The 17,064-nt window shown below is 66.1% G+C and carries 16 protein-coding genes; 6 read left to right on the top strand and 10 right to left on the bottom strand.

Annotation, left to right across the window (positions count from 1 at the left end; genetic code table 11):
• Positions 1-82 precede the first annotated feature (82 nt).
• From AC3WLX_RS10720 to AC3WLX_RS10710, 3 genes are read right to left on the bottom strand one after another with little or no spacing between them, the layout of a single operon-like run.
• The gene (locus AC3WLX_RS10720) at positions 83-2,893 is read right to left on the bottom strand and encodes a DUF4159 domain-containing protein (protein WP_492335806.1); all 2,811 of its coding nucleotides are present in this window, start codon (positions 2,891-2,893) and stop codon (positions 83-85) included.
• Positions 2,890-3,834 (bottom strand): DUF58 domain-containing protein, encoded by a 945-nt coding sequence (locus AC3WLX_RS10715; protein ID WP_492335805.1) that lies wholly within the window; start codon positions 3,832-3,834, stop codon positions 2,890-2,892. Before AC3WLX_RS10715 ends, AC3WLX_RS10720 begins: the two co-directional genes overlap by 4 nt.
• Entirely contained in the window at positions 3,834-4,832 is a 999-nt protein-coding gene (locus AC3WLX_RS10710; protein ID WP_291622701.1) for an AAA family ATPase, read from the bottom strand. The genes AC3WLX_RS10715 and AC3WLX_RS10710 overlap by 1 nt, the downstream gene beginning before the upstream one ends.
• 254 nt (positions 4,833-5,086) lie before the next feature.
• Between AC3WLX_RS10710 and AC3WLX_RS10705 the strand changes: the two genes are divergently transcribed.
• The 6 genes from AC3WLX_RS10705 (at position 5,087) to AC3WLX_RS10680 (ending at position 9,811) form a co-directional block, all read left to right on the top strand.
• Positions 5,087-5,698, top strand: coding sequence for a DUF1285 domain-containing protein (locus AC3WLX_RS10705; RefSeq protein ID WP_492335804.1), 612 nt, complete (start codon positions 5,087-5,089; stop codon positions 5,696-5,698).
• 2 nt (positions 5,699-5,700) lie between these two features.
• Positions 5,701-6,372: a CoA pyrophosphatase gene (locus AC3WLX_RS10700; protein WP_291622705.1), complete on the top strand. Its 672-nt coding sequence runs from the start codon at positions 5,701-5,703 to the stop codon at positions 6,370-6,372.
• On the top strand, positions 6,369-6,632 hold the full coding sequence (locus AC3WLX_RS10695; protein ID WP_291622706.1) for a DUF6111 family protein: 264 nt from the start codon (positions 6,369-6,371) through the stop codon (positions 6,630-6,632). Before AC3WLX_RS10700 ends, AC3WLX_RS10695 begins: the two co-directional genes overlap by 4 nt.
• A gap of 10 nt (positions 6,633-6,642) precedes the next feature.
• Positions 6,643-7,899: a CCA tRNA nucleotidyltransferase gene (locus AC3WLX_RS10690; protein WP_492335803.1), complete on the top strand. Its 1,257-nt coding sequence runs from the start codon at positions 6,643-6,645 to the stop codon at positions 7,897-7,899.
• Positions 7,896-8,666, top strand: a complete 771-nt coding sequence (locus tag AC3WLX_RS10685; protein ID WP_492335802.1) for a sulfite exporter TauE/SafE family protein — start codon at positions 7,896-7,898, stop codon at positions 8,664-8,666. Before AC3WLX_RS10690 ends, AC3WLX_RS10685 begins: the two co-directional genes overlap by 4 nt.
• A 314-nt stretch (positions 8,667-8,980) precedes the next feature.
• Positions 8,981-9,811 (top strand): outer membrane protein, encoded by an 831-nt coding sequence (locus AC3WLX_RS10680; RefSeq protein ID WP_291622709.1) that lies wholly within the window; start codon positions 8,981-8,983, stop codon positions 9,809-9,811.
• A gap of 196 nt (positions 9,812-10,007) precedes the next feature.
• On the opposite strand, the gene AC3WLX_RS10675 is transcribed toward AC3WLX_RS10680, so the two are convergent.
• The 7 genes from AC3WLX_RS10675 to AC3WLX_RS10645 form a co-directional block, all read right to left on the bottom strand.
• Entirely contained in the window at positions 10,008-10,208 is a 201-nt protein-coding gene (locus AC3WLX_RS10675; protein WP_291622710.1) for a YodC family protein, read from the bottom strand.
• A 105-nt stretch (positions 10,209-10,313) separates the two neighbouring features.
• Positions 10,314-10,694, bottom strand: a complete 381-nt coding sequence (gene mnhG / locus AC3WLX_RS10670; RefSeq protein WP_492335801.1) for a monovalent cation/H(+) antiporter subunit G — start codon at positions 10,692-10,694, stop codon at positions 10,314-10,316.
• Positions 10,691-10,969, bottom strand: a complete 279-nt coding sequence (locus AC3WLX_RS10665) for a K+/H+ antiporter subunit F (RefSeq protein ID WP_492335800.1) — start codon at positions 10,967-10,969, stop codon at positions 10,691-10,693. The genes mnhG and AC3WLX_RS10665 overlap by 4 nt, the downstream gene beginning before the upstream one ends.
• Positions 10,966-11,451, bottom strand: a complete 486-nt coding sequence (locus AC3WLX_RS10660; protein ID WP_492335799.1) for a Na+/H+ antiporter subunit E — start codon at positions 11,449-11,451, stop codon at positions 10,966-10,968. Before AC3WLX_RS10660 ends, AC3WLX_RS10665 begins: the two co-directional genes overlap by 4 nt.
• A complete protein-coding gene (locus tag AC3WLX_RS10655) occupies positions 11,448-13,001 on the bottom strand; it encodes a monovalent cation/H+ antiporter subunit D (RefSeq protein ID WP_492335948.1) in 1,554 nt (517 codons plus the stop codon). The genes AC3WLX_RS10660 and AC3WLX_RS10655 overlap by 4 nt, the downstream gene beginning before the upstream one ends.
• Before the next feature lie 59 nt (positions 13,002-13,060).
• Entirely contained in the window at positions 13,061-13,402 is a 342-nt protein-coding gene (locus AC3WLX_RS10650) for a Na+/H+ antiporter subunit C (RefSeq protein ID WP_291622716.1), read from the bottom strand.
• Positions 13,402-16,323, bottom strand: coding sequence for a monovalent cation/H+ antiporter subunit A (locus AC3WLX_RS10645; RefSeq protein ID WP_492335798.1), 2,922 nt, complete (start codon positions 16,321-16,323; stop codon positions 13,402-13,404). Before AC3WLX_RS10645 ends, AC3WLX_RS10650 begins: the two co-directional genes overlap by 1 nt.
• Between the last annotated feature and the right edge of the window lie 741 nt (positions 16,324-17,064).

Raw genomic sequence — 17,064 nt, 5'->3', positions numbered from 1 at the left:
ACCCGGAAACTCGAGATTCCGGGTTCGGCTCTTCGAGCCGCCCCGGAATGACGGAGTGTGTGGATCGACCGCGTCATCCGCATCATTGCCCCAGCCGTTCGATCAGCGCCGGTGCGTGCACCTGATCGGCCTTGTAGTTGCCGGTGAGCGTGTACATCACGATGTTGGCGCCGGCGCGGTAGGCGAATTCGCGCTGGCGGGGGTCGCCGCCGGTCACCGGCAGCATGGCCTGGCCGTCGGGCCGCACCGCCCAGGCACCGGCGAGGTCGTTCGAGGTGATGATGATCGGCGAGACGCCGTCGCCGCCGCGCGCCGGCCGCTGCGCGCTGTCATCGTCCTCTTCGCGCGGCAGGGTCTCGACCCAGGTCTGGCCGGCGGTGAAGCGTCCGGGGAAGTCGCGCAGCAAGTAGAAGGTCTTGGTCAGCACGTGCTCGCGCGGCACCGGCTCGAGCTCGGGCACGTCGAGCGACGACAGGATATCGCGCAGCGTCTGCATGCCCGGGGTCTGCGAGGCTCCGTTCGCGCCGGGCGGGGCTTCGATCGCGTCGCGGGTGTCGAACAGCACGGTGCCGCCCTGCTTCATGTAGGCGTCGATCTTGTTGATGGCGTCCGGCGGCGGCTTCGGCGCGCCCGGCACGATCGGCCAGTAGATTAGCGGGAAGAAGGCGAGCTCGTCGCGCGCGGGATCGATGCCGACGGGATCGCCGGCCTCGAGCGCCGTGCGCTGGGCCAGGAACAGCGTCAGCCCGTTCAGCCCCGCCTTGACGATGGAATCGACGTCGGCATTGCCGGTGACGACATAAGCGAGCCGGGTCTGCGACACCGCCTTCATTGCGAACTCGTCGGATGCGCTATCGGCACGCGTGGGCATGGGCGATAGCGCGGCAAATCCCGCGAGCAAAGCGAGCAGGATCATGGCGGGCGCGGCGCGGCGGCGCAGCAGCGCGGCAATCCCGCCGCCGAGCACCGCGACGATGATGGCGTCGACCAGGAACAGCGCGAGCGCCGTCGACAGCAGCCAGCCGCGCAGGTCGCGCGGTTCGGCATTGGTGTAGGTGGCGTGCCGGGCGCGCAGGCCCGCGGTGTCCAGGGCCGCGATGCGGTCGGCGGGGGCGAGCGTGTTCACGGCGAGAGGTCCTTCTGCCGGACCATAGAAGCCGGGCGGATGATCCGACGTGGCGCGGTCGCGGTAATCCGCGGGAAGCGGCTTTGCGGTGGCCGGCGGCGGGCCGAAGGCGCCAAAACCGTCCATGATGTGCAGCGGCGCCACCGTTTCAGTGGTCGCTTCGCCGGCGACCCCGGCGCCGGGCTTCGACGTGTAGCCGGACATGTCGACCACCCGCCGCAGCATTTCGACGAAGGTGCCCGACATCGGCAGGTCCGACCAGCGCATGTCGGCGCTGACATGGAACAAGCTGACGAGACCCTTGCCGCGATGTTCGCCGGTCACGAGCGGCGTGCCGTCTTCAAGCGAGGCCCAGCTCTTGGTGGCGAGCACGGCGTCAGGCTCGGCGAGCACCTGCCGGCTCACGGTGACGTCCCTGGGGACCGCGACGCCGGCGAACGGGCCGTCAGCCGCGAAGGAGGCCAGTTGCTGCGGCTTCTCCCAGGTCAGGCTGCCGCCGAGCGTGCGGCCGCCCTTGCGCAGCTTGACCGGCACGAGGTCGTCCTCGGCCTGGGCCAGCCTTGGACCTGCGAACCGCACCAGCACGCCGCCCTGGTCGACCCAGGCATTGAGGCGCTCACGGACCTCGGGTGCAATCGTGCCGACATCGGCGAGGATGATCATCGGCAGCTTCTGGTCCAGGAACTGCGTGATGCCCTGCTGCGGCGAGCCCTTGTCGGGCAGCCGCACGTCGGCGAACGGCGCCAGCGCGCGGGTGAGATAGAAGGTCGGCGCCAGCAGCGGCTGCGCGGTTTCGCTGGTCGAGCCCGAGACGATGCCGATGGCGCGGCGGCGCCAGCGCTTGTCGAGCAGTTGCACTGCGCCGGCTGAGCGCTCGCCCGAGATCTCGAGCCGGGTGATGTCGTTGCGCAGTTCGACCGGCAGGTCGAAAGAAGCTTCGGTCTCCTTGTCCTGGGGCCCGAACGAATAGCGGGCTTCGCCGATCGGCGAGGCCTTCTGGTCGAGCGCCCGCACGGTGCCGGCCGCGATACCGCTGTCGGCGCGCAGCACCTTCACCGTCATCTTCGCCGCGGCGTTCTCGGCCGCGACCAGCGCCAGCGGCGAGGAGGTGCCGCCGTCGAACACGGTCAGGCTGCGATCGCCGATGGTCTTGCCGAGGCCTGCCACGAAATCCTCGCCGCGGCCGGTGTCGACGCCGTCGGACAGCCAGGCGATCTCGCAGTCGCCGGTGAGCTTGAGAAAACGGTCGACCGCAGCCAGCGTCTCGACGCGGTCGATCGAATAGGCTTTTGGCGCGAGCTGGCGGACCGCGACGCGCGCTGCGCCCGCCGGCATCAGGGTGATGTCGCGGTTCGGCTCGGACAGCGGCACCAGCGCGATGGCGCGGCCCTCGTTGTCGGCATTGGCGAGCAGCTCGTCCGCGGTCCTGATCCTGACGTCCCAGTGCGAGGCCGCGCTCCAGCCGTCGTCGAACATGAGCATCAGCGGCGCCTTGCTGCCGGCAAGGCCCGTCTGCGGATTCCAGATCGGGCCGGCGGCCGCGAAGATCACCAGCGCGGCGGCGAGCAGGCGGAGCGCGGTCAGCCACCACGGCGTCCGCGACGGCGTCTCTTCGCGCGGCGTGATGTCGAACAGCAGCCGCGTCGGCGGAAACTCGATGCGGCGCGGCCGCGGCGGCGTCACGCGCAGGAGCCACCACAGCACCGGCAGGCTGACGAGGCCGATCAGGAGCAACGGTTGGGTGAAGGCGAGCGGCAATCCCATCATGCGGCCGGCCCCGCCTTGATCGTCGTGGTGCGGGCGCCCGACTTGCTCACCTGCATGCCGGCATGGAGAAACAGCAACAGCTCAGCGGCCGAGCGGTCGGTGGCGTGGGTCGTGAACAGCCAGTCGAGCTTGCCCGTCTCGGCGCGGATCTGGTCGCGGTGCAGGGCGAGGCGCGCGGTGTAATCCTGCGCCCAGCTCTCGGCGCGGCCGGCGGTGATGACGCCGAAGCCTTCCGGCTCGACGAACTCGACCCGTCCGGAATAGGGGAAGGACTCTTCGGCGGGGTCGACGACCTGCACCAGCGCGCCATGCGCGCCGGAACTGGAAAGCCCAGCCACAGTCGTCCTGATCTCGGAGATCGGCGACCAGAAATCCGACAGCACGATGATCTCGGCCAGCGCCGCCGGAACGAAGGAGGGCGGCAGGCTCAGCCGGTCGGCATCGTCATGCAGCATCGCCTGCGCCATCCGGTCGACCACGCTGCGGCTCGCGGTCGGCGCCATCAGGCCGGGGATGCCGACGCGTTCGCCGCCGGCGACGAGCAGCTCGGCGAGCGCAAAGGCGACGATCAGCGTCCGCTCGAGCTTGGACTCGCGCGCGGTCTTGGAGGCGAACGCCATCGAGGGCGAACGGTCCGGCCAGATCCAGACCGTGTGCGAGGCCTCCCATTCGAGCTCGCGGACATAGAGATGGTCGTCGCGTGCCGAGCGGCGCCAGTCGACGTTCTGCGACGGCTCGCCCGAGACGAAGCGGCGATACTGCCAGAAATTCTCGCCGGAGCCGGCGCGGCGCCGTCCGTGCAGACCGTGGATGACGTTGGCGGCGATGCGGCGGGCCTCGAGCACCAGGCGCGGCAGCGAAGCGGCGAGCGTGCGGCTTTCGCCATCGGCACGTCGGATCGCCAGTGTCTCCTTCGCCGCGTGCCCGTTCTCTGCTGCCATCAACCGATCCGTGCCTTCAATTGCCGGATCACGTCCGGAATGGTGCGGCCTTCGGCGCGCGCCTGGAAAGTCAGTGCCATGCGGTGCTTCAGCACGGGTTCGGCGAGGTCGAGCACGTCGTCGATCGAGGGCGCGAGGCGCCCGTCGATCAGCGCACGTGCGCGCACCGCCAGCATCAAGGACTGGCTGGCGCGCGGACCGGGACCCCAGGCAATGAACTTGCCGGCTTCTCCGGCGTCAGGTCCCGGGCGGGCCGAACGCACCAGCGACAGGATCGCCTCCACGACGGAATCGCCGACCGGCAGGCGGCGGATCAGCCGTTGCGCGGTGATCAGCGCATCGGGGGTCATCGCGCCCCTCGCCAGCGTCTCCTCGGCGCCTGTGGTCTCGAACAGGATGCGGCGCTCGGCGTCGCGATCGGGATAGTCGACGTCGATCTCCATCAGGAAGCGGTCGAGCTGCGCTTCCGGGAGCGGATAGGTGCCTTCCTGCTCCAGCGGGTTCTGCGTCGCGAGCACGTGGAACGGTTTCGGCAGGTCGTGGCGCGCGCCGGCGACGGTGATGTGCTGCTCCTGCATCGCCTGCAACAACGCCGACTGGGTGCGCGGCGAGGCGCGGTTGATCTCGTCGGCCATCAGGAGCTGCGCGAACACCGGACCCGAGATGAAGCGGAAGGCGCGCTTGCCCGTGGTGCTCTCGTCCAGCACCTCGGCGCCGAGGATGTCCGAGGGCATCAGGTCGGGCGTGAACTGGATGCGCTTGGCATCGAGGCCGAGCGTGACGCCGAGCGTCTCGACCAACTTGGTCTTGGCAAGGCCGGGCACGCCGATCAGGAGCGCATGGCCGCCGGAGAGGATGGTGACGAGCGTGTTCTCGATGACACGGTCCTGGCCGAAGATCACGGAGGCGATCGCGTCCTTGGCCGCGCGAACCTGGCTCGACACCTGCTCGGCCGAACGGACGATCCCGTCCTCGAGTTTCTCGACACTCTCCGCCATTCGCTCGCTCCTTCAGCCTGCCACACGGCTTGCTTGCATCGTCAGATCGACACGCCAGATCATGGGACCCATGCTAGACTTGCAGGGAAGGCCATGTATTCGTTGAATTAACCTATCCCCACCTTATCGGCTTCGGGTTATGTAGGGCATCACGAAACGGCGACCTCCACACCGGACTATTCCGGATGGAACCGTACGCCCGCGTACAACGTAGACCTGCACCAATCGTGCCAATCACAAAGTCAGGGCAAACCATGGCGAACCAAGGGCAGAGCGCCGACCGCGGGCTCGATGGGCTGACCGCCGCCGCCAAAAGCGCTGCCGGTGCCGAAGGCGCCAAAAAGGGCCTGCCTCCGGTGCATCTGTGGAATCCGCCGTTTTGCGGCGATCTCGACATCCGAATCGGATCCGATGGTACTTGGTTCTATTTGGGGACGCCAATCGGCCGTCCCGCTTTGGTCCGGCTGTTTTCCACCATCCTCAAGCGCGAGGGCGACAAGCATTTCCTGGTCACGCCGGTGGAGAAGGTCGGCATCCGCGTCGACGATGCGCCGTTCATGGCGGTCGAGATGCAGAAGGATGGCGAAGGGAAGCAGCGCGTGCTGCGCTTCCGCACCAATGTCGACGACTGGGTCACCTGCGATGCCGCGCACCGGCTGCGCTTCGAGCAGGCGAGGGACGGCGGGCTGACGCCCTACCTGCATGTCCGTGCCGACCTCTGGGCCAAGGTCACGCGGGCGCTCTATTACGATCTGGTTGACATGGGTGAGGAGCGGATGGTCGATGGCCAGCCGATGTTCGGCGTCGAATCATCCGGCGAATTCTTCGCCATGGCCGATGCGGAGCAGGTGAGGGCCGCGCTTTGAACTTGAACAAGCCCATCCCGACGAACGAGCCGGTCGCGCTTGGCGCTGCGGATTTCTTCGCCCGCTCCAAAGCTCGGCTCGGTTTCGACGTGCCCCCCGCGCTGTACGATCCGAACATCATCCCGGCCTCGGGCGATCCCGGCACCGACAAGATGCTGGAGATCATCGCGCGCGAGCAGCCGGTGCGCCCGGCCGCGGTGCTGATCGCGGTGGTCGACCATCCCGAGCCGACCATCCTGCTGACGCAGCGCTCGGCGCATCTCAACGACCATGCCGGCCAGATCGCCTTTCCCGGCGGCAAGATCGATGCGGTCGATGCCTCGCCGCTGGATGCGGCGCTGCGCGAGGCCGAGGAGGAGGTCGGGCTGTCCAGAGACTTCGTCGAGCCGCTCGGCTATCTCGATCTCTACGGCACCGGCTTCGGCTTCCGCATCCTGCCGACGGTGGCGCGGGTGCGGCCCGGCTTCTCCCTCACCATCAATCAGTCCGAGGTCGATGACGCGTTCGAGGTGCCGCTATCCTTCCTCATGAACCCGGTCAACCACCAGGTGCACAGCAAGGAATTCCGCGGCATGGAGCGGTCCTACTACGCGATGCCGTTCGCGGAACGCTACATCTGGGGTGCGACGGCCGGAATGCTGCGTGTGCTGTATGAGCGGATCTACGCGTCATGATCCGGACGGTTCTGACCGAGATCGGAATCTTCCTCATTCCCTTTGCCGTCTATGCGCTGTTCCTGGCGGCGACGCGGTCCGGTGTGTTCGAACGCTCCTCATGGCCGGTCACCGTCGTTGCGCGCCTCACCCTGGTCGCGCTCGCGCTCGTCATCGCCGGCCTGATCGGCCTTGCCCAGTACTCCGGCGCGCCGCCGGATTCGACCTACGTTCCCGCCCATATCGAGAACGGCAAGCTCGTGCCGGGCGTGGAAAAATAGGGACCGATCGATGAGCGCCGAGCCGTTACTCGCAGATGCGCCCTGGCTGACCGCAGGCGGGACCGCGCGCGTCCTGCAGCTGCTCGGCAGCGATGGCGAGGAAGCACGGGTGGTCGGCGGCGCCGTGCGCAACGCGCTGCTCGGTCTTGCGCCCGGCGACATCGACATCGCGACCACGGCGCTGCCGGACGAGGTGATACGGCGCGCCAAGGCTGCCGGCATCAAGAGCGTGCCGACCGGCATCGACCACGGCACCATCACGCTCGTCATCGACGGGCACCCTTACGAAGTCACGACGCTGCGCCAGGACACCGAGACCTTCGGCCGCAAGGCCAAGGTCGCATTCGGCCGCGACTGGGTGAAGGATGCCGAGCGGCGCGACTTCACCATGAACGGCCTGTCAGTCGATGCGCGCGGCGTCGTCCACGATCATGTCGGCGGCGTCAACGACGCGAAAGCGCGCCGCGTGCGCTTCATCGGCGATCCCGACCAGCGCATCGCCGAGGATTATTTGCGCATCCTGCGCTTCTTCCGCATCCACGCCGCGTTCGGCGCCGGCGAGCCCGACCGCGACGGCTATCTCGCCTGCATAAGGGGCCGCGCGGGCCTGGCCAATCTGTCGGCTGAGCGGGTGCGCATGGAGATGCTGAAACTCCTGCTGGCCGGCGGTGCAGCCGCTTCCGTGCTGGCCATGGCCGAGGGCGGATTGCTGCAACCGCTGGTCGGCGGCGTCGTCTACACCGGGCCGCTCGCGACGATGATCGCGATCGAGCGCGAGCTCGGCCTGGTCGCGAGCGGCACGCGCCGCCTCGCCGCGCTGACGGTCGCCGTCACCGAAGACGCCAAGCGCGTCGCCACGCGCCTGCGGCTCTCCAATGCCGAGACCAAGGCGCTGGATTCGATGGGCCATCGCTGGTGGCGCCTCGCCACCAAGGACGAGGCCAATGCGCGGCGGTTGCTCTACCGGCTCGGCGCGGATCGTTATCACGATCGCGTGTTGCTCGGCTGGGCGCGGGCCGCCGAGGACGTGCGTTCGCCGCGCTGGCGCGCGCTTGCCGAGCTGCCGCAGCGCTGGACCGCGCCGAAATTCCCGCTGAAGGCCGCCGACTTCATCGCGCGTGGTCTCGCCGAAGGACCCGCGCTGGGCCATGTGCTGACGCTCGCCGAGGACGCTTGGCTCGCGGCGGAGTTTCCATTAGAGGAAGCCGCGCTCGCGGCCATCGCCGAGCAAGCTGCGGCCCGCGTCGGCCGCGATGAGAGAAATTGACCATCGTCTCAGGCTTCGCCGACATCTCGCTTCTCCAGCTGCTGCTGGTCGCTGCGATGGCGTTGTTCGCGTCGATCATCGGCGGTCTCGCCGGCTACGGCACGGGGGCCCTGATGCCTCTGGTGCTGGTGCCGCTGGTCGGCGCCGAGCCGGTGGTGCCGATCATCGCGATCTCGGCGATGCTGACCAATGCGAGCCGCGCGGTCGCCTACATTCGCCATGCCGACCGCCGCCGCGCGCTGATCGTGCTGGCCTGCGCGGCGCTGACCACCGCGCTCGGCGCCTATGGCTACACGCGCCTCACCAATGTCGGCGCCGCGCTCGTGATCGGCACCATGCTGATCCTGAGCGTGCCGCTGCGCCGCGTGCTCCGCCGCCGCGAGGTCAGGATCGGCGACGCCGGCCTTGCCGCCGGCTCGGTCGGCTACGGCGTCCTGGTCGGCGGCACCTCCGGCTCCGGCGTGATCCTGCTGTCGCTCTTGATGGCTGCCGGGCTCGAAGGCGCGGCCGTGATCGCGACCGACGCGATGATCTCGCTCGGTACCGGTCTGATCAAGATCGCGGTGTTCGGGCTTGCCGGCGCTGTCACCGCGCAGGTGCTCGCCTTCGCGCTGCTGATCGGCGTGATCGCGATCCCCGGCGCGTTCCTCGCCAAGGCCTTCGTCGAGCGGATGCCGCTGCACATCCACACCGCCATCCTCGATGCCGCCGTGATCACCGGCGGGCTGGTGATGATATCGGTGGCGGCGCGGCAGCTCGCGACATAGACGACCTGCCGCTCGCGCCGGACCACAGGTCGATCCACATGCTCGCCCCCCAAGGTCCTGGTCAGGGCGCCCGCCGCTCGTCTGTCGCTTTAGGAATACCTGACGTCGCGACAATCTTGGCTGCGTCGCGTCAAACAAACTTCGCGCGCATAAGCCGTATTTGACAGCTTCACGCTGTGTCGCCGACGCTACAGCCGCACTGCGAGATCGCCTCTACAAATTGCCTCGAAACGAACGGCCGGTGATCGGCGGTTCTATGAATGCTCACGCGGCGCGGGGCCGCCTCGTCACGCGCGCAACGTTCGAGGGAAGTCATGAAATCCATCGTCTCCGGTACTCTCCTGCTTTCGGCTCTCTGTCTCTCCCACGCCGCCTCCGCAGCCGACCTCGGCAGGGCCTACACCAAGGCGCCGCCCGTGCCGGTCGCATTCAGCTGGACCGGCTTTTATGCCGGCGTGCACGGTGGCTATGGCTGGAGCGATCCGACCGCGACCTTCAATCCGGGTGCGCTCGCAACCGGTACGGTCCCCGGCTATGTCGTCACGGGTGGCACCGGCCCCTTCTCGCTGGACGTGAATCCGAAGGGTGGGTTCGGCGGCGGCCAGATCGGCTACAATTGGCAGTCCGGCGCTTTCGTCTACGGCCTGGAAGCGGATGTCAGCGGCGCAGCCATCAAGGAGACGGCAAGCCGCCCCTTCAGCGTTACCGGCACGATCGGCGGCGACAACGGCGCGTTCACCGGCGTCTTCAACCTCAAGCAGGAAATCGACGTCTTCGGCACGGTCCGCGGACGTATCGGCTATGCCGCGAACAATTTGCTGATCTACGGCACCGGCGGCTTCGCCTGGGGGCACGTCAAGAACAGCATCTTCACCTCCAACCTCGCCACGCCGAACATCGCCAATTTCAACGGCTTCTTCCCGGCCTTGACGCGCAGCGCGTCGTCGTCGGACGTCCAGGTGGGCTTCTCCGTGGGCGGCGGCTTTGAATGGGCCTTCGACCCGCGCTGGACCTTCAAGGCCGAGTACATCTACATCGATCTCGGAAAGTCCAACAATAATGCTCTTGCCTTCCCCGGCGCGTCCTTCACGGACACCGAGGTTAAACTGCATACGGCCAAGGGCGGCATCAACTACCGGTTCTGATCCGGCAGGCATTCGCAGGGCGGGGGTGTTGACCCCCGCTTGCTTGCACCGAGACGCTCTCGACCATTTGGGTTCTGGAGCCGCTGACAAAGCTCGCGCGAGCGAGGTCGCGATCGCACCGTTGTCGATGGAAAGCCGGACAATCGCGCGTGCCGGCGCTGGCGCCCCGTTCTAACGAGTATACGGTGCGAAAGGCCTATTCGTCGTCGTCCTCATCCTCGTCGTCCTCATCCTCCTCTTCCACCTGCACCAGCACGGCGAGCGGCAGCGTTTCGCGGAAGAGGTCGCCTTCCATGCCCATCCACAGACAGAGCACCTCGTCTGCCTTCACCTCCGCAACGGTCAGCGGCTGACCGCCGGATTTCAGCATCACGATATCGCCGGCTTTCAATTCCATGGGTCGTCCTTCGGGTTTTGATCGAGCCGGAAGAGGCTAACAACTTGTCATGACACCCGGACAACGGGCGATCTGCGCTTCCGCACGGCGCGCGGAACCAGCGCGTCATGGCCGGCGAGGCCGCGCGCCTTCCCCCTGGCCAATGTCGGGTTCATCGACCTGAGCCCGCCGTTCGGCGGTGTCACGAAATCGCGCGGCTCCCACCAGCACGGTCAGCGCGATGGGGGTGGTCACGAGGCCGAGCGCCATGATCAGGATTTCATGCAACACCGGTCTGCTCTCCAGGACCGAGAAGCAGACCATTGACGCGCTTGCGATGAAGACCGTGCCGAGCGTCGTCCCGAGAGTCGGCGCATGAACCCGCTCGTAGAACGAGCCAAGCCGCAGCAGACCGAGCGAGCCCACCAATGTGACGGAAGCGCCGAGCAGAACAAGAATGGCCGTGAGAGCAGCAGCCCAGGGGGGCAGATGTTCGATGCCGTTCATTCGATGACCTCGCCGCGCAGCAGAAACTTGGCAAATGCGACGGTCCCGACGAAACCGAACAAGGCCACGGCCAAAGCTGCTTCGAAATACAGCGCTTCGCCGGATCGGATCCCGAACGTCAGAAGCAGAAGCATCGCGTTCACGGACACCGTATCGAAGCCCAGCACGCGATCCTGCGCCCGCGGCCCAGCCAGGATCCGGAATGCGCCGCAACCGATCGCCAATCCCAGCAGCAGCTGGGCGGCAATAAGAGAGTAGCTCAGCAGCTGGCTCATTCGAATATCTCCAGCAAATGCCGTTCGTAACGACCCTTGATCATGCGGATCCACTCGCCTTCGTCGACGAGGTCGAGAACGTGGATCATCAGCGAACCTTTCTGGGCGTCGAACTTCACCCACAACGTTCCCGGTGTCGAGGTGATGATGCAGGCCAACGCTCCCAGCCCGTAGGGATTGCGCATGTCGAGGGGAATGTTCACGAACCCCGACGTCCGCTCTGGCCCGAAACCAAGAACGATCCGGCCGACCGCGAGATTCGAACGGACGATGTCGATCGCCACCAGTCCTAGCAGTCGCAGCATGACGCCGGGTCGTCGGAGGCGCGTGCTCGGCAGCTCCAGCACGGTCAGGAGCCACCCGCCGGACAGCGCCAGCAGGCAGCCGAGCAGGATGTGCCCGACCGTGACCGCCTGGTTGAGCAGCAGCCACAATGCGAGCAGACAAAAGCTCACGATCGGAAAGGGCAGCAAGCGCGTCATTTGCCCTCCACGTGACGGCCGCTCCGGGCGCCGGTCTGAAGCACGTCGCTGACGTAACCCGCCGGCGCATGAAGGGATTGCGCGGTGGCCTGCATGAAGCGGATCACGGGACCGGCCAGGATGGTTTGAGCGACGCAGATCATCAGCAGGAACATGACCGGCCCCATCTCGATCGCGCGGACGCGGGGCACCGTGCGATCAGGCGAGGCCCAGAAGATGCGAAGTCCCGCGCGCGACATCGCGACCAGCGTCGCGAAACCGGAGAGGATCAACACGACCAGAAGCGCCCATCCGCTGCCGGGAACGGCACCGCTCCGATCGCCGGGATTGAGGGCCGCAGCGAGCAGCGCAAACTTGGCGATGAACCCGGACAGCGGTGGCAGCCCGGCGATGACCACCGCGCAGCCGATGAAGGCGACACCGAGCAACCCCATCGTTGCCACGATAGCGATGCCGACGTCCCCCTCCGCTTCGTCCACCTCGTCCTCGTCTCCATAGGCTTCGCGGGTGACGGCGATCACGTCCGCTCCCGGCTCGCGGCCGCGCTCGATAAGCTCGACGAGAAGGAAGAACGCGCCGATGCCGAGCGTCGAGCTGACGAGGTAGAACAGTGCGCCACTGGTGACGCCGGCTTGTCCGATCCCCGTTGCGGCGAGCACCGTTCCGGAGGATACCAGCACGGAAAAGCCGCCGAGCCGGGCCGTGTCCTGCGATGCCAACGTGCCGATCGTTCCGAACACGATCGTCGCCAGTCCGCCCCATAACAACCAGTCGCTGCCGAAGCCGGCCGATGCGCCGGCGCCCTCGCCGAAAAGCAGCAGCGAAAGACGCAGGACGATGTAGACGCCCACCTTCGTCATGATCGCAAAGATCGAGGCCACCGGCGGGCTTGCGGCCGCATAGGCGGTCGGCAGCCAGAAGCTCAGGGGCCACATTCCGGCCTTGAGCAGGAAGGCGACAGCCAGCACGCCGGCACCGGCCTCGAGCAAGCCGCGGCTCTCGGGCGCGACGGTGGGCACGCGTGCTGCGAGATCGGCCATGTTGAGCGTCCCGGTGACGCCGTAGATCAGGCTGACCCCGACCAGAAACAGCAGCGAGGCCGCCAGGTTGACGACGATGTAATGCAGCCCTGCCTTCACCCGCGTCAGGCCGGAGCCATGCAGCAGAAGACCGTACGATGCCGCCAGCAACAATTCGAAGAACACGAACAGGTTGAAGAGATCGCCCGTGAGGAAGGCACCGTTGAGGCCCATCAGCAGGAACTGGAACAGGGAATGGAAATGCGCACCCGCCCGGTGCCAACGGGCAAGAGAGAACACCACTGATGCCAGCGCCAGCACGTTGGTCAGGAGCAGCATGAGGGCGGACAGCCGGTCGAGGACGAGGACGATTCCGAACGGAGCGGGCCAATTGCCCAGCCGATAGACCTCTCTGGTTCCGGTGTCGGACATTGCGAGCAAGACCGCCGCGATGCAAACGAGGGCAAGGGTTGCGGCGACGTTGAGGCCGGCCACGACGGCCCGTTGCCTTTCGCCGTTGAGCAGCAGCATGCCTGCCCCCGCCAGCAGGGGCAGCAGGACTGGTGCGATGACGAGATCCGCAATGCCGCTCACGCTTCCGGCTCCTGTCCGTCCACGTGATCGGTCCGTGCAAGGCCACGCGATGCGAGAAGCACCACCAGGAACAGTGCCGTGGTCGCAAAGCTGATGACGATTGCAGTCAGCACGAGCGCCTGCGGCAGCGGATCCGCATATTTCGACGGATCGCCGATCTCCTTTGCGATCAGCACCGGAGCGCCCGTCCGCGCTCGTCCCATCGCCACGATGAAGAGATTGACCGCGTAGGAGAGCAATGACAGTCCGATGATGACCTGAAATGTGCGCGGCCTCAAAATCAGCCACACGCCGGACGCCGCAAGCGTGCCGATACCGATCGCCAGCACGAGCTCCATCAGACCAGTCCCTCTTTCGCTGGCTCGCCGGCCAGGGGACTAACGGTCTGGGGCGGCTTTCCGTAGCGACGCAACGATTGATGGGCGATCGCGATGAGCATCAGCACCGTGGCGCCGACCACGAGCGAGAACACGCCGATGTCGAACAGGAAGGCGCTGGCCGTGGGGATGCGGCCGACCAGGGGCAGTTCGGCATAGGCAAAGTACGAGGTCAGGAAGGGGTATCCGACGACGCAGGCCGCGGCTCCCGTACACCCTGCAAGCAGCAGCCCGACACCCATCCAGCGCACCGGCAGGACGTGAAGCCGGGCCTCCACCCATATCGTGCCGCGAGCCATGTACTGCAGGATGAATGCGGTCGCCATGGCGACGCCGGCCACGAAGCCGCCACCCGGAAGGTCATGCCCGCGCAGCAGGAGAAAGATCGCAACGACGCCGATCACCGGAAACAGCAGCGCCATGATCAGCGCCGCAGTCTCCGTCGTTTCCTTGGCAGTGTCTCCCTTCTGTCGATCGGGATGCGCTTCGTCGTGGCTGTCCTGGGCGTGCTGCTGTTCGGGAACGGGAATGCTCTCGGGCGCGGGACGGAAGCGGCGCAGGAGCGCGTAGACGGTCAGTGCGACCACCGCAAGCACCGTGATCTCGCCCAACGTGTCGAACCCGCGGAAGTCCACGAGGATGACGTTGACCACGTTGGTGCCGCCGCCTTTCGTGTATGCATTCTCGACGAAATATCGCGAAATGCTATCGGTGCCGGGATGTTGCATCACCGCGAGCGCGAGCGCGGCCAGTCCGACGCCGACGAAGAGCGCGATGGAAAAGTCGCGAATGCGGTGCCATCGAATCCTGCGACCTGCCTCGTCCGAACCGGCCGGTCCGACGCGTTTCGGCAACCATCGCAAGCCGAGCAGGAGGAGGACCGTGGTGACCGACTCGACCACGATCTGGGTCAGTGCAACATCGGGCGCGGACAGCCACACGAAGCTGACGCAGGTCACGAGGCCTGCGGTCCCGAGCAATATCAATGCGACCACGCGATGGAATTTTGCCTGGACCGCAGCGCCGATGGCGCAGGCGCAACCGACCGCCCAGAGCACGGCGAAGGGTAGATCGAACTTGCCGCCGAAGGGATCATCCAACGGAATGCCGCGCGAATAGAGCGGCAGCAGGGCAGCGACGCAAGCGACGCCGGCCAAGATCCTGAGCTGTGGCTGGAGGCGTCTCGTCTCGAGGATGCTCTCGAGCCATCGCGCCAGGCGCCAGGACAACGTCACCATCAGCCAGTCGAAAACCTGCTTGCCATTGAACCGGTTGAGCAGCGGCGGCCCCTCGTTGACGAGGAGATAGGGGCGCAGGATCACATAGACCCCGACCCCGCCGGTCATCGCCAGGATGCTCATCAGAAATTCCGGGGTAAAGCCATGCCATATCGACAGGCTGTACTCCGGCATCTTGGAGCCGAGCACGGCTCCAGCCGCGGTATCGAGGAGAGGGGCGACGGTGATCCCGGGGGCGATGCCCACGACGACGCATGCAAGCACGAGGAGCTCGGCCGGAAGTCGCATCAGCAGCGGGGGCTCGTGAGGCGTCCGCGGCAGGCCGACGGGCGCCGGGCCGAAGAACACGTCGCGGATGAAACGCAGCGAATAGGCCACGGTGAAAGTGCTGGCCGCGGTGACGATGTAGGGAAGCGCTCGATCGACGAGTGAATTGTCATGCATCTCGATCGTTTCGGCGAAGAACATCTCCTTCGAGAGAAACCCGTTCAGGAGCGGGACCCCCGCCATCGAGCCCGCGGCAACCATGGCCAGGGTCGCCGTGATCGGCATGAACGCCCAGAGGCCGCTTAGGCGCCGAATGTCCCGCGTGCCGGTCTCGTGATCGATGATGCCCGCCGCCATGAACAGCGACGCCTTGAAGGTCGCGTGGTTCATGATGTGGAAGATCGCTGCGATCTGTCCGAACGGCGTATCGAGCCCGGTCAACAGCGTGATCAGGCCGAGATGGCTGATCGTCGAATAGGCCAACAGCCCCTTCAGATCCTGCTGGAATACCGCGAGGAAGGCGCCGAGGAGGAACGTGATGAGACCCGCCGATCCCACGAGCCACAACCACTCGTTCGTTCCGCCCAGCGCCGGCCAGAGCCTGACCAGGAGAAACACACCGGCCTTCACCATCGTCGCCGAATGGAGATAAGCGGACACCGGTGTCGGAGCGGCCATCGCATGCGGCAGCCAGAAATGGAAAGGAAACTGCGCGCTCTTGGTCAGGGCACCGAGCAGGATCAGCACGAGCGCGGGGACATAGAGCGCGTGCGAGCGGATCGCTTCGCCGGACGCCAGCACCTCGTCGAGGTCATAGCTGCCGACGATATGGCCGATCAGCAGCACGCCGGCAAAGAGGCAAAGTCCGCCGCTGGAGGTGATCACGAGCGCCATCCGCGCGCCATCCCTGGCAGCCGAATTGTGGTGCCAGTAACTGATCAGCAAGAACGAGAACAGGCTGGTCAGCTCCCAGAAGAACACCAGCTGCAGCAAATTGCCGGAGAGCACGATCCCCAGCATGGCGCCCATGAACGCCAGCAGCAGGGAAAAGAAGCGCGGAACGGGATCGCTGGGCGACATGTAGTAGCGGGCATACAACACCACCAGAAAGCCGATTCCGGTGACCAGCATCGCGAAGGCCCAGGCGAATCCGTCGAGCCTCAGGATAAAGTCCAGTCCGAGTTCGACGACCCATTCCGTCCGCCACGAGATCACGCCGCCATTCGTCACACCCGGATAGGCCATGGCTGTGATGGCAAAGGCGGCGAGTGCTATTCCTCCCGCGAGCCAAGCCTCGGCGTTGCGCGCATTGACCGGCAGCAGGGCGGCAATGAATGATCCCGCGAAAGGAAGGACGAGAACGGCAAGGAGGAACATTTGCGTTCGTTGCCCCGAACTGCGAGTTGGAGAGATGTCGTGTGCTGGACCCCGATTGCTTAGCCGAGGCAGGCCGATATCTCCACTGCTAGATTTTCGCTGTGATGCTGTCGAAGGCAATCCGCGCGTAGATCGCGAAGCTGAAAATCGATCGCCTGCGCCTCATTGTCGCGATCACAATGCAATGACGAGCCGGCCGATCGCGGCCCGAGCAGTGTCAACCTTGATGGGCGTTCGATGGTTCCATATGCCGCATCCGCTTTCGGCGCTAGGGGCTCGGAATGAGGCTCAGCGGCGACGGTGCCTGTCAAAGCAGCTGCCACGCACTCCGCCCTCATCCTGCAGGGGAATCGCATATGGGAGTGATCTCGCCTGTGGCCATCCTTCGTGACGCCGCCGCTGGCGGGTCCCCAGGATGAAGCGCGTGCGTTTCGCTGGTTTCAACGGGCACCGGTGCCGCTTAGCTTCACCCTGAGGGACCGCCACCGGGTCCGCGCAAAGCGCGGCCCGATGACAGGCTCCGCGGTCGTTTCGAAGGGCGAGGCGCGCGCTCGGGTCTTTCAAAAACCCAATATGCGATCGCCCTGCATCTCAAAGGCCCTCATCGCAACTCTTGCGACGATACCATACTACCCCTGTTTTGCCCGACGGGTCAGAAAATTTTCGCAAAATCCGTAAGTCGTTGATTTTGCAGCAGCGTCCTACTGTGCATGGGGTTGTTTTCGAGTTTTGTGTTTTGGC

This window comes from Bradyrhizobium sp. FW305-F6 (assembly GCF_058782905.1).
Note: the sequence above shows the minus strand (reverse complement) of the source record. Positions and strands in the feature narration are given on the sequence as shown.

What these genes read in the sequence shown, in the direction of transcription:
- mnhG (WP_492335801.1), bottom strand. Translation starts at nt 10,694, where the DNA reads ATGAACGGCATCGAACATCTGCCCCCCTGGGCTGCTGCTCTCACGGCC.
- AC3WLX_RS10695 (WP_291622706.1), top strand. Translation starts at nt 6,369, where the DNA reads ATGATCCGGACGGTTCTGACCGAGATCGGAATCTTCCTCATTCCCTTT.
- AC3WLX_RS10715 (WP_492335805.1), bottom strand. Translation starts at nt 3,834, where the DNA reads ATGGCAGCAGAGAACGGGCACGCGGCGAAGGAGACACTGGCGATCCGA.
- AC3WLX_RS10645 (WP_492335798.1), bottom strand. Translation starts at nt 16,323, where the DNA reads ATGTTCCTCCTTGCCGTTCTCGTCCTTCCTTTCGCGGGATCATTCATT.
- AC3WLX_RS10660 (WP_492335799.1), bottom strand. Translation starts at nt 11,451, where the DNA reads ATGACGCGCTTGCTGCCCTTTCCGATCGTGAGCTTTTGTCTGCTCGCA.
- AC3WLX_RS10650 (WP_291622716.1), bottom strand. Translation starts at nt 13,402, where the DNA reads ATGGAGCTCGTGCTGGCGATCGGTATCGGCACGCTTGCGGCGTCCGGC.
- AC3WLX_RS10680 (WP_291622709.1), top strand. Translation starts at nt 8,981, where the DNA reads ATGAAATCCATCGTCTCCGGTACTCTCCTGCTTTCGGCTCTCTGTCTC.
- AC3WLX_RS10690 (WP_492335803.1), top strand. Translation starts at nt 6,643, where the DNA reads ATGAGCGCCGAGCCGTTACTCGCAGATGCGCCCTGGCTGACCGCAGGC.
- AC3WLX_RS10665 (WP_492335800.1), bottom strand. Translation starts at nt 10,969, where the DNA reads ATGAGCCAGCTGCTGAGCTACTCTCTTATTGCCGCCCAGCTGCTGCTG.
- AC3WLX_RS10720 (WP_492335806.1), bottom strand. Translation starts at nt 2,893, where the DNA reads ATGATGGGATTGCCGCTCGCCTTCACCCAACCGTTGCTCCTGATCGGC.
- AC3WLX_RS10675 (WP_291622710.1), bottom strand. Translation starts at nt 10,208, where the DNA reads ATGGAATTGAAAGCCGGCGATATCGTGATGCTGAAATCCGGCGGTCAG.
- AC3WLX_RS10710 (WP_291622701.1), bottom strand. Translation starts at nt 4,832, where the DNA reads ATGGCGGAGAGTGTCGAGAAACTCGAGGACGGGATCGTCCGTTCGGCC.
- AC3WLX_RS10655 (WP_492335948.1), bottom strand. Translation starts at nt 13,001, where the DNA reads ATGCTGCTGCTCAACGGCGAAAGGCAACGGGCCGTCGTGGCCGGCCTC.
- AC3WLX_RS10705 (WP_492335804.1), top strand. Translation starts at nt 5,087, where the DNA reads ATGGCGAACCAAGGGCAGAGCGCCGACCGCGGGCTCGATGGGCTGACC.